Here is an 11,060-nt window from a genome sequence, read left to right on the forward strand (position 1 = left end):
TAGACTGGCCCCCATCGCGCCACCCTGCGCGGCTGTCGCCACACCGCATCGATGAAGCTGTTCCGCCGGTTCCTGTTCTGCCTGTGCTGCCTGCTCCTGCCGGCGGTCGCGTTCGCGCAGGTGGACATCAACCATGCCGATGCGAAGACGCTGGCCGAGTCGCTCAGCGGGGTCGGTCTGGTCAAGGCCGAGGCGATCGTCGCCTACCGCAAGGCGAACGGGCCGTTCGCGCGCGTCGAGGACCTGCGCAAGGTCAAGGGCATCGGCAGCAAGACGATCGAGGCGAACCGCGATGCGATCGTGATCGTCGGCAGCACGCCGGAGTCGCCGCGACCGATGTTCCGCGGCCCCTAGCGGGGCGCGTGGCCGCGGATCGCGCGATGGCACGCGGCACGCCGCCGGCACTCTGCTAGACTCGCGCCCCGCCGAACGGCGGTCGCACGCGATGATCCTCCCCCGCTACCACATCGGCCCGTCTCTGATCACGGGCGCAGGACAGGGCTTGTTCCTCGACGAGCCGGTCGCGCGCGGGCGCCTCATCACCGCGCCCGACGCGATTGCGCGCGTCTACACGTTCGACGAGATCCACGCCCTGCCCGACGCCGCGCGCCTGTTGCCGGCGACGGTGCGCTGGTTCGAGGACCGCTACACCGTCACGCCCGAGTGGCCGGACGAGTGCTACATCAACCATGCATTCGAGCCGAGCGGGCTGTGGCACCTCGGTTTCGTGTTCGCCGCGGCGGACCTCGCCGCGGGCACCGAAGTCACGGTCGACTATCGCCACCTCCTCGCGCCCGGCCAGGAAGAGGAGTTCCGCGACGCGCGGACCGGCGAGCGCATCGTCGGCTACGACTGGCAACAGAGCCTGCGCGCTTCCACGGCCGCGCTCGCCGCACTGCTCGCCTGAACCGATGATCGAGATTCCCACGCTCGTGACCGAACGCCTGCGCCTGTGCGCGCTCGGCGAACGCCATTTCGAGGCATACGCGGCGATGCTCGCCGATGCGAGCAGCACGCGCTTCGTCGGTGACGGCCAGCCGCTCGACCGCATGAATGCCTGGCGCTCGATGGCGATGCTGCTCGGCCACTGGGCGCTGCGCGGCTGCGGCATGTGGGCGGTCGAACTGCGCGACAGCGGCGAGTTCGTCGGCCGCGTCGGCCTGCACTTCCCGGAAGGCTGGCCCGACCTCGAACTCGGCTGGATGCTCGTGCCCGCACACCGGCGCAAGGGCTACGCGACCGAAGCGGCGCGCGCATCGCTCGACTTCGCCTTCGGGACCTTGCACGCGTCGCGCGCGATCAGCCTCATACGCGCCGAGAACAGCGCATCCGAGCGCGTTGCGCGCCGCCTCGGCGGCCGCCAGGCGACGACGATCGATTTCCTCGGCCACGCGACGCTCGTCTACAGCTACCATCCGGATCGCTGACCGCGGCGGACATCAGGGGCGTTTTTTCCGCATGCGGGCCGCCGTGCGCGAAATCGGACGCGGCGGGCGGCGCGCCCATCGGGTGGCACCCGTGAGGCCCCTGCAGGACCCGCCCGGCGAGCCGTCTGCGCGATCGCGTTACAGTGCGGGCACTCTCCCGTGACCGGAAACCGCATGAGTCCCTTGCTGCGAATCCCGTCGTCGTCCTGCCAGCGCACGCGCTGGAAGAATGACGGTGGCTGGACCACCGAGATCGCGCGCAGCGGCGGCGACGACTTCCGCTGGCGCATCAGCATCGCCGAGATCGAGAGCGACGGCCCGTTCTCGTCCTTCCCCGGCGTCGATCGCGACCTGCTCCTGCTCGACGGCAACGGCATCGAGCTCGACATCGACGATGCGCCACCGCGCCGGCTCGTGCAGCGCTTCGAGCGCGTGCATTTCGCCGGCGAGGCGAAGGTGGACTGCCGCCTCGTCGCCGGCCCGACGCGCGACTTCAACGTGATGGCGCGCCGCGACGCGGTCCGTGCCGAAGTGATCGCGCGGCCGCTGGTAGGGCCGATGGTGATCTTTCCCGAGCGCGACGCCGAGTGGTTCGTGCACGTGTTCGCCGGCCATGCGAGCGCACGCGGCGAGGCGGATGCGATCACGCTGGAAGCGGGCGCATCGCTGCTCGCCGATTTCCGCGAAGGCGGTCACCGCCTCGTGCTCGAAGGCAGTGGCGAGCTCGTGCTCGTGAAGTTCCTCGCGGCCTCGCGCTGACTCGCTGCACGAGCCCACTGCGCGGGCGACCGAGGTGCGGTTCGGCGGCCTGCGAGTCCAACGCTGCGCCCGCGAATCCATTGCAGGAGCCCAACCCTGTGGGCGACCGACGTGCGGCGGCCTGCGGTCGCGCACGGGGTGCGCTCCATGGCTGTTGCGTTTATTGCTAATCATTCTCATTTAGGTTCTAATTCGTGGGATCGGACGCCACCCAGAGGGGGAGCTCCGGACGCCCGCTGGTTGCCCGCGGGCTCCGCGGGAGCCGTACCCGGCGGCAGCCGTCTGGAACCCTCCGCCACGCGTGGCCCTGCTGCCGCGCGCGGCCATGCACGGAACGGAGCTGTCCATGTCGTACATCAAGAGCCGCAAGCATCCCGTCGCCTGCGGTCCACGCACCACCGCCGCCACCCTCGCCACGGGCATCGCGCTCGCGATGTCACCACTGCACGCCGCCGATGCCGACGCCGATGCCCTCGCCGACGCGGCGGGAGCCAACAGCCTGCCGACGATCAACGTCGAAGGCCACGCCGTCGAAGGCTACAAGGTCGACACGATGGCCGGCCCGAAGTACCTCAAGCCGCTCGTCGACACGACGCAGACGATCCAGATCATCGCCGCGGACCTGATCCAGGAGCAGGCGGCGACGACCCTCACCGAGGCACTGCGCAACAGCGCGGGCGTCGGCACCTTCTACGCCGGCGAGAACGGCAACACGTCGACCGGCGACACGGTCTACATGCGCGGTTTCGACAGCTCCGGCAGCATCTACGTCGACGGCGTGCGCGACCTCGGCGGCATCTCGCGCGATACCTTCAACGTCGACCAGATCGAAGTCACCAAGGGTCCGTCCGGCAGCGATTACGGCCGCACCGCGCCGAGCGGCTCGATCAACCTCGTCAGCAAGCAGCCGCTGCTGGCCGAGCGCATCGGCGGCACGGTCGCCTACGGCAGCGGCAACCAGAAGCGCGCCACCGCCGACTGGAACACGCGCATCGACGGCCTCGACGGCGCGGCGTTCCGGTTGAACGTGATGGCGCAGGACAGTGGCGTGCCGGGCCGCCACGAGGTCGAGCGCGACCGTTGGGGCATCGCGCCGACGTTCGCGTTCGGGCTCGGCACGCCGACGCGCGTCTTCCTGGACCTGCTGCACCTGAAGCAAGACAACGTGCCTGATGGTGCGATCCCGACCATCGGCCTGCCGGGCTACACGTCGCCGGACCCGACCCGGCCCGGGATCGGCGCCGCGCCGCGCGTCGATCCGTACAACTTCTACGGCACGCGCGACGACCACGACGACAGCAAGACCGACATGGCCACGCTGCTCGTCGAGCACGACTTCAGCGACGACCTGAAGCTCGTCAACACGACGCGCTGGGGTCGCACGCACCAGCAGTACCTCATCACCTCGTTCACCGCGACCGCGGCGAACCTTGCCACGCCCGATATCACCGATCCGTCGACGTGGACGCTCAAGCGCAGCAATCCGAACTTCAAGGACCTGACCAACCGCATCCTCACCAACCAGACCAACCTGCGCGTCCATTCGGAGTTCGGCCGCGTCGGCAACGACGTCAGCACCGGCGTCGAGTTCACGCGCGAGGACGCGATCTCGACCGGCCTCGGCGCATTGAATGGCAGCACCTGGCCCGCTGCGAACCTGTACCGGCCCGACGCGCACGTCGGCGGCCTCGTCTGGGGCCGGAACGGCGCCTACGGTGACGGCCGCACCGACACCGAAGCGGCCTACCTGTTCGACACGATCACCTTCGACGAACGCTGGCAGGCGAACGCCGGCGTGCGGCTCGACCACTACGACACCGACTACCGCAGCGCGGTCGTCTGCACCACGAGCGGCGTGACCGCGTGCGGCAGCCTGCCCGCCGGCACGATCGTCCCGGGTGCGAATGCCGACAAGTCGGGCACGCTGTTCAACTGGAAGGCGGGCCTTCTCTACAAGCCGACCGCCGACAGCAGCGTCTACCTCAATTACGGTGTTTCGCAGCAGCCGCCGGGCGGCAATTCGCTCGCGTTCAGCACCTCCGCGAGCAGCCTCGACAACCCGATCTTCGATCCGCAGAAGGCGAAGACCGGCGAACTCGGCACGAAGTGGGAACTGTTCGACGCGAAGCTGCTGCTGACCGCCGCGCTGTACCGCACCGACATCAGCAACGAGATCGTGCAGGACCCGGTCGACCAGCTCTACTACCAGGTCGGCAAGAAGCGTGTCGAAGGCGTCGAGCTCGGCCTCGTCGGCAGGATCAGCGAAGCGTGGAGCATCTCCGCCGGTTACACGTCGATGGACGCGACCGTCGAGAAGGGCGGCCACGTCTCGCAGGACGGGTCCGACGACCTCGCCTACACGCCCGACGCCGCGTTCACGGCGTGGACGACGTACAGGACGCCGTTCGGCCTCGTGCTCGGCGGCGGCGCGCGCTACACCGGCGAGATGAAGCGCGGCAACGACGGCGCGATCGGTACGCCGACCAAGGTCGATGCCTGGTGGGTGTTCGACGCGATGGCGAGCTATCCGGTCAACGAGCACTTCGACCTGCAGCTCAACGTGTACAACCTGTTCGACAGGGACTACGTGGCCGCGATCAACAAGAGCGGCTATCGCTACAATCCGGGCGCGCCGCGCTCGGCGATGCTCACCGCTTCCTTCCGCTTCTGATCCTCGCGCGCCGGCCGCCCGGCGGCCCGCGCGACGCTGGCAGGAAGCCACCGTCGACGGCGACGATGCGAGAATGGAGGCCCGCATCGCGTGGACGCATCCCATGCTGCTGCACATCCCCGCCATCCTCGACGCCCCGCGCATCGCGCACCTGCGCGCCGAGCTCGATCGGGCCGAATGGACCGATGGTCGCGAAACCGTCGGCGACCAGGGTGCGCGCGTGAAGCGCAACCTCCAGTTGCCGGACGCTTCGCCGCTGCGCCAGCGCCTCGGCGCGATCGTGCTCGATGCGCTCGCGGCGAGCGCGCTCTTCCATGCCGCGGCGCTGCCGCGGCGCACGCTGCATCCGCGCTTCAACCGGTACGAGGGCGGAGGCCATTACGGCTTCCACGTCGACGGTGCGGTGATGGCCCTGCCCGGCGGCGAGCAGATGCGCAGCGACGTCTCCTGCACGCTGTTCCTCGCCGAGCCGGACGAATACGACGGCGGCGAACTCGTGATCAGCGACACCTACGGCGAGCACGAGGTGAAGCTGCCCGCGGGCGACCTGATCCTGTATCCATCGAGCAGCCTGCACCGCGTCGCGCCGGTCACGCGCGGCGCGCGCATCGCGGCGTTCTTCTGGGTGCAGAGCCTCGTGCGCGAGGATCGGCATCGACTCGCGCTGTTCGAACTCGATACGTCGATCCAGGCACTCACGCGCAGCGGCGCCGACACCGCTGCGGTGCTGCGCCTGACCAACGTCTATCACAACCTGTTGCGCGAGTGGTCCGAAACGTGAGCCGCACCGCAGGCGTCCTGCGGGCCGCGCACGCAGGGCCCGCCTGTCCCGACCGTCGGTGCCGGTGAAGCGCGTCCGATCCGCTGCAGCGCTGCACGACGCTCGAATGCATCGGTACCGGAACGCAATTCGACGGGAAGGCACGAGGCGGTCCACGAGGCTCTGCCGTGGCAGGCACGGACCTCGCCGGCTGCAGCGCTATGCGGTGCGAACCTCGAGCGATGCCTGCGCGCTCGCAGCCCTGCGACGCAGCGCGGCGTTGCGCCGGCGCAGCACCCACATCCACAGGCCGCTCAGCGCGAACAACGGCATGAGCAACGCGGCCCCCGCGGCGACGATCCGCCCGGGCACGCCGAACCAGCTGCCCGAATGCAACGGGAACAACGACGCGATGAAACGACGGCCGCGTGGCTGGTCCGCGTACGCCTCGCGCGTGCGCACGCTGCCGTCGGCGGGATCGAGCTTGAGGCTGTCCCAGGCGCGATCGTGCGGGCTCGCCGCGGTCTGGTAGCGGATCTCGAGCGCGCCATCGGCGGCGGTCGTCGTCGCGATGTTCGCGCGCGTCGCCTCCGGCGCTTCGCGCTGGAACGCAGCCCAGGCCGCATCGAGCGAGGCCGCGACTGGAGCGTCGCCCGCGGGCGCACGACGCTGCGGCGCGGGCACGCCGGCGAGCCCGTTGAGCGCGTTGCGATAGAAGTCGTACGACCACCAGAGGCCGGTCGCTGCGGCGAGCAGGTACGGGACCAGCAACCAGGTGCCGACGACCGCGTGCAACTGCCACCAGAATCCGCGCCCTTTCGCGGCAGTGTTCATGCGCAGCCACGCCGAGGGCGAACGCGCGCGACGCGGCCAGCGCAGGTAGATGCCGGTCGCGATGAACACGAACATGAGCGCGGTGCTCGCGCCGACGATCTGCTTGCCGACGGGACCCGCGGCGAGATTGCGATGGATCCGCTCCGCCGAGGCGAAGAACGCCTTGCCACGCTCCGCGCCGAGCACGGCGCCCGAGTACGGATCGAGCGCGACCTCGGTCGGCCGCGCGCCCGCGCGCGCGAGGCGCACGCCGACCGCATGATCCGGCCCCTCCCAGGAAACGCTGCGCACCGTATACCCGGGCATCGCCGCACGTGCCGCCTCGATCCAGCGATCCGGCGTCTGCAACGCGCGCCCGGCCGCATCGACGTGCAACGCCGGGTTGAGCCACGCCAGCACCGGCTGCTCGAGCCCGAGCAGCCCGCCCGTGAGCCCCACCGCACCCAGCACGAGCCCGGCACTGATACCAGCCAGCCAGTGCAGCCGAAACAGCACGCGTTTGAGCAACGAAGGACGCACGACCGGATCCACGCAAGGGCAAGCCCCGATTGGATCACAAATGCGAATCGTTCTCAATATTATTAGCGGTATTCAGCAAAGCCTTCGACGGAGCGGCGAAAACGCGCAGGTCGCCGACCTGCAGCAGCAGTGCGAGACGCTCGTCGCGGGTGACCTCGCCGACGGGCCGTGCCGGTTCGATCCGGGCGCCGACGTCGTGCCGTTCGATGCGATCGTGCGGCCACGCCCGGCGCAGGCCGCGGCGGCGCCACCTGCGCATTCGCCGCACGAGCGCCGGCCGTCGCCGGCCGCGGCAACGCGGCGCATCCGCGCGAACGAGCGCTAGGACCGATCGGGAACGCGTCGCTTGCTCCGTGGGCTCCGTGTTTCAATCTCTTCCTGCTGCTCCTCCTTCGTGCCCTTCGCGTTTCGGTCTTCCGCTTTTTCCTAGAATGCACCCATGCGCATCCTGATCATCGAAGACGATGCCGCGATCGCCGATGCGATCGGCGCCGCGCTGGCCCATGCCGGCCATGCGGTCGACCGGCTCGACAACGGGCGCCAGGCCGACGCGGCGTTGCGCGATCATCCCTATGATCTCGTCGTGCTCGATCTCGGCCTGCCCGACGTCGACGGCGTCGAGTTGCTGCGCCGTCTGCGCAGCCGCGCCGACGCGGTGCCGGTGCTCGTCGCGACCGCGCGCGAGGAACTCGAGGAACGCGTGCGCACGCTCGACCTCGGCGCCGACGACTACCTCGTCAAGCCGTTCGCGCTGCGCGAGTTCGAAGCGCGCGCCCGCGCGCTGCTGCGCCGGCGCACGACCCAGGGCGTGCCGGAGCTGCAGCTCGGCCGCATGCGCCTGGACCTGCCGCGCCGGCGCGCGCAGGTCGACGACACGGCGCTCGAACTCACGCCGCGCGAGTTCGGCCTGCTCGAGGCGCTCGCCTCGCGGCTCGACCGCGTGATGAGTCGCGAGCAATTGATCGAAGCGCTGTGCAGCTGGGACACGACGCTCACCGACAACGGCCTGGACATCGCGGTGTACCGCCTGCGCCGCAAGCTCGACGGCAGCGGCGTGCGCATCCGCACCGTGCGCGGGCTCGGCTACCTGCTCGAAGCGGGCGACGGGGCGGGCGGGTGAGCGAGCGCCTGCGCATGATCGGACCGCGATGACGCGCGCGCCCCGCCCTACCAGCCTGCGCCGGCGCCTGCTGACGATCCTCGTCGTGCCGATGGCGCTGGCGTGGCTCGGCAGCGGCGTGCTCATCTACGTGCTCGCGCTGCACTACGCGAACATCAGCTACGACCGCTCGCTCGCCGACGGCGCGCGTGCACTCGAACGCCTCATCCGCAGCGACTCCGGCCACGACGAGCTGAGCCCGCAGGTGCGCATCCTCATGGAGTACGAGTCGGCGGAGCCGACCTGGTACGCCGTGCGCAGCCTGCGCCACGGCGTGCTCGCGTCGAACTTCGACCTGCCCGTGCCGGCGCCGGTGCCGGCGATCGGCGCGCCGCCGCGGCTCGATTCGATCGTCGCCGACGGCCGCCCCCTGCGCATCGCCTCGCTCGCCCTCGCGGGCGAGGACGGCAGCGACGCGATCATCGTGTCCGTCGCCGAGACGCTCGGCGAGCGCCACGCGCTCGCGCGCGAGATCCTCGTCGGCACGCTGCCGATCGTGCTTCTGCTGATCGCGCTGGTGCTCGTGCTGGTGTGGTTCGGCGTCACGCGCGGCCTGCGCCTGCTCGATCCGCTCGTCGAGCAGCTCGCGCAGCGTCGCGCGCGCGACCTGTCGCCGCTGGACCAGCGCGAAGTGCCGCTCGAGATCCGACCGCTCACGCAGACGATCGACGCCCTGCTCGCGCGCCTGCGCGAGCTGCTCGAGCTGCAGGAACGCTTCATCGCCGACGCCGCGCACCAGTTGCGCACGCCGCTCGCCGGCCTGCGCCTGCAGGCCGAGCGCGCGCTCGGCGATCCCCGGCCCGACAGCGTGCGCGACGCGCTCGTGCACGTCGAGCGCCTGTCCGCGGGCGCCGGCCGCGCCGCCGGGCAGCTGCTCGCGCTCGCGCGCGCGCAGACCGGCGAGAACCGCATCGAATGGAGCACCGTCGACCTCGCCCGCCTCGCGCGCGAGCATGTCGCCGAGCGCGTGCCCGACGCGCTCGCCGCGCGCATCGACCTCGGCTACGAGGGCCCGCTGCACGGCGCCGACGTCGCCGGCGACGCGGTGATGCTGCGCGAAGCACTCGTCAACCTCGTCGACAATGCGCTCACCTACGCCGGCGAAAACGGCTCGGTCACGGTATCGCTCGAATGCGAACTGCGCACGATCGTGCTCGCGGTCGAGGATTCCGGCCCCGGCGTCGCCGAGGAATGGTGGCCGCGCCTCGGCGAACGTTTCTTCCGTCCGCCCGAGAGTCGCCGCGAAGGCTCCGGGCTCGGCCTCGCCATCGTCCGCCGCATCGCCGACAGCCACGGCGCCGCCGTCATGTTCGGCCGCGGCCGCGACGGCCGCGGCCTGCGCGCGACGCTCCGCTTCGCCGCGGTTGCGAAGTGATCCCGTCATCGAGACCCGAAGCCCGGGACACGAAGGAAAGCAGGATCGGGAAAAGCGTCGGCTTGATTCTCCGGGAGCCTTGCTTCCCTTCGTGTTTCAGGCGTGAGCTCCCGAATCCTCAACTCCGGTCATCGCGCGTCCAGACGGCGCCGGCTTCGACCTTGACCGGGAACTTCGCGGTGGGTTCGTACGCGGGCGGGCACAGGGCGGCGCCACTCGTGATGTCGAAGCGCGCGCCGTGGCGGGGGCATTCGATCTCGCGCCCTTCGATGACACCGCCGGTAAGCTCGCCGCCGTCATGCGTGCAGACGTCCTCGATCGCGTAGTAGTCGCCGTCGAGGTTGAACACTGCGATCGGCGTGTCGCCATCCCACACCACGCGATACTCACCGGGCAGCAGCTCGGCGGTCGTACACACACGCACCCAATTCATCGCTTGTCGCTCCGTGGCCGGATCGGGAATCGAAGATGAAACACGGAAGCACACGAAGGAAGCTTGGAACTCCGCCTTCTGTTCTGTGGGCTCCGAGTGCCTCGTGTTTCAGGCTTTGCGGCGCCCTCGAACCTAAAGTGCCTTCACGAGCAACTCGAAGCGCAGGTCGTCGCGCTTCGGGATGCCGAAGCGCTCGTCGCCGTACGGGAACGGCTTGTACTGGCCGGTGCGGCGGTAGCCGCGGCGTTCGTACCAGGCGATGAGTTCGTCGCGGATCGAGATCACGGTCATCTGCATCTCGCGGCACGCCCACTCCTCGCGCGCGATGCGTTCTGCTTCGGCGAGTACCGCGCGGCCGATGCCGCCCCCCTGCAAGCGCGGGCGAACCGAGAACATGCCGAAATAGGCCGCGTCGCCTTGCCGTTCGACGTGCGCGCAGGCGAGCAGGCCATCGGCCGATTCGGCGAGCAGGACCTTGCTGTGCGGCGCGGCGAGCAGCGCGGCGACACCCGCCGCGTCGGTGCGCCGGCCGTCGAGCATGTCCGCTTCGGTGGTCCAGCCCTGCTTGCTGCCTTCGCCGCGATAAGCCGACTGCACGAGATCGACGACGGCCTCGACGTCGGCGTCGGTCGCTGCGCGGAACGCGAACGGTGCGATGGCGGTACGGGCGTGCATCCGGATCTCCGTTTCAGTGGTCGCGGCGGTCGAGCCGGCCAGTGCGGCGCGCAGCGTCGCCCATGGCAGCAGCGCGCATTTTCGCCGCGCGGGATGCTGCTGCAAACCGGCCATTGCCGCGAGCGCCTCGAGGCCGGCCGCGTCGCCGCGGCCCTCGATATAGGCGGCGAAGCGCCCGCCGAGCACCTCAACCGCCGCGGCGTCGAGGCCTTCGACGAGTTCGCCGAGCATCGAGGCGGTCGCGACCGTGACCGCACAGGCTTCGCCCGAATGGCGCAGCTCGGCGATGCGCCCGTCGACACAGCGCAACTCGATGCGCAGGCGGTCGCCGCAGAGCGGATTCACGCCGTCGGCCGCGTGCGTGCACGCGTCCAGCCGCCCGCGGTTGCGCGGGTTGCGGCGATGCTCGAGCACGAGCTGCGGGTACAGTGGACCGGCGTCGTCCATC

Annotated in this window: 12 protein-coding genes and 1 pseudogene; 9 read left to right on the forward strand and 4 right to left on the reverse strand. The window is 70.2% G+C overall.

Annotation, left to right across the window (positions count from 1 at the left end; genetic code table 11):
- Positions 1-51 precede the first annotated feature (51 nt).
- The 6 genes from EV148_RS13595 to EV148_RS13620 all read left to right on the forward strand — a co-directional run bounded on the left by EV148_RS13595 (position 52) and on the right by EV148_RS13620 (position 5,638).
- On the forward strand, positions 52-354 hold the full coding sequence (locus tag EV148_RS13595; RefSeq protein WP_131999144.1) for a ComEA family DNA-binding protein: 303 nt from the start codon (positions 52-54) through the stop codon (positions 352-354).
- 91 nt (positions 355-445) lie between these two features.
- Complete coding sequence (locus tag EV148_RS13600; RefSeq protein ID WP_131999146.1) at positions 446-907, forward strand: SET domain-containing protein; 462 nt, start codon at positions 446-448, stop codon at positions 905-907.
- A gap of 4 nt (positions 908-911) precedes the next feature.
- A complete protein-coding gene (locus tag EV148_RS13605) occupies positions 912-1,427 on the forward strand; it encodes a GNAT family N-acetyltransferase (RefSeq protein WP_131999148.1) in 516 nt (171 codons plus the stop codon).
- A 174-nt stretch (positions 1,428-1,601) separates the two neighbouring features.
- Complete coding sequence (locus EV148_RS13610; RefSeq protein WP_131999150.1) at positions 1,602-2,186, forward strand: HutD/Ves family protein; 585 nt, start codon at positions 1,602-1,604, stop codon at positions 2,184-2,186.
- A 346-nt stretch (positions 2,187-2,532) separates the two neighbouring features.
- The gene (locus EV148_RS13615) at positions 2,533-4,857 is read left to right on the forward strand and encodes a catecholate siderophore receptor Fiu (protein WP_131999152.1); all 2,325 of its coding nucleotides are present in this window, start codon (positions 2,533-2,535) and stop codon (positions 4,855-4,857) included.
- Between the two features lie 103 nt (positions 4,858-4,960).
- A complete protein-coding gene (locus EV148_RS13620) occupies positions 4,961-5,638 on the forward strand; it encodes a Fe2+-dependent dioxygenase (protein ID WP_131999154.1) in 678 nt (225 codons plus the stop codon).
- Positions 5,639-5,836: 198 nt separating this feature from the next.
- Here the strand turns inward: EV148_RS13620 and EV148_RS13625 are convergent, their stop codons facing one another.
- The gene (locus EV148_RS13625) at positions 5,837-6,970 is read right to left on the reverse strand and encodes a PepSY-associated TM helix domain-containing protein (protein WP_158287469.1); all 1,134 of its coding nucleotides are present in this window, start codon (positions 6,968-6,970) and stop codon (positions 5,837-5,839) included.
- On the opposite strand from EV148_RS13625, the gene EV148_RS13630 reads away from it, so the two are divergent.
- The 3 genes from EV148_RS13630 (at position 6,951) to EV148_RS13640 (ending at position 9,504) form a co-directional block, all read left to right on the forward strand.
- Positions 6,951-7,295 carry a hypothetical protein gene (locus EV148_RS13630; RefSeq protein WP_131999158.1) on the forward strand — a complete coding sequence of 115 codons (345 nt, stop codon included), beginning with the start codon at positions 6,951-6,953 and terminating at the stop codon, positions 7,293-7,295. The genes EV148_RS13625 and EV148_RS13630 overlap by 20 nt on opposite strands.
- A gap of 114 nt (positions 7,296-7,409) precedes the next feature.
- A complete protein-coding gene (locus EV148_RS13635) occupies positions 7,410-8,090 on the forward strand; it encodes a response regulator (RefSeq protein ID WP_131999160.1) in 681 nt (226 codons plus the stop codon).
- 28 nt (positions 8,091-8,118) lie between these two features.
- Entirely contained in the window at positions 8,119-9,504 is a 1,386-nt protein-coding gene (locus EV148_RS13640; protein WP_131999162.1) for a sensor histidine kinase, read from the forward strand.
- Between the two features lie 118 nt (positions 9,505-9,622).
- On the opposite strand, the gene EV148_RS13645 is transcribed toward EV148_RS13640, so the two are convergent.
- The 3 genes and pseudogenes from EV148_RS13645 to sufU form a co-directional block, all read right to left on the reverse strand.
- Positions 9,623-9,937 (reverse strand): Rieske (2Fe-2S) protein, encoded by a 315-nt coding sequence (locus EV148_RS13645; RefSeq protein ID WP_131999164.1) that lies wholly within the window; start codon positions 9,935-9,937, stop codon positions 9,623-9,625.
- Between the two features lie 132 nt (positions 9,938-10,069).
- Positions 10,070-10,612 (reverse strand): GNAT family N-acetyltransferase, encoded by a 543-nt coding sequence (locus tag EV148_RS18975; RefSeq protein ID WP_241988100.1) that lies wholly within the window; start codon positions 10,610-10,612, stop codon positions 10,070-10,072.
- Positions 10,613-10,663: 51 nt separating this feature from the next.
- Positions 10,664-11,059: pseudogene (sufU, locus tag EV148_RS18980) on the reverse strand (Fe-S cluster assembly sulfur transfer protein SufU); the annotation flags it as partial.
- Between the last annotated feature and the right edge of the window lies 1 nt (position 11,060).

Origin of the sequence: Dokdonella fugitiva, assembly GCF_004342425.1 — a bacterium.
In the GTDB taxonomy this organism is placed as follows: Bacteria; Pseudomonadota; Gammaproteobacteria; order Xanthomonadales; family Rhodanobacteraceae; genus Dokdonella_A; species Dokdonella_A fugitiva.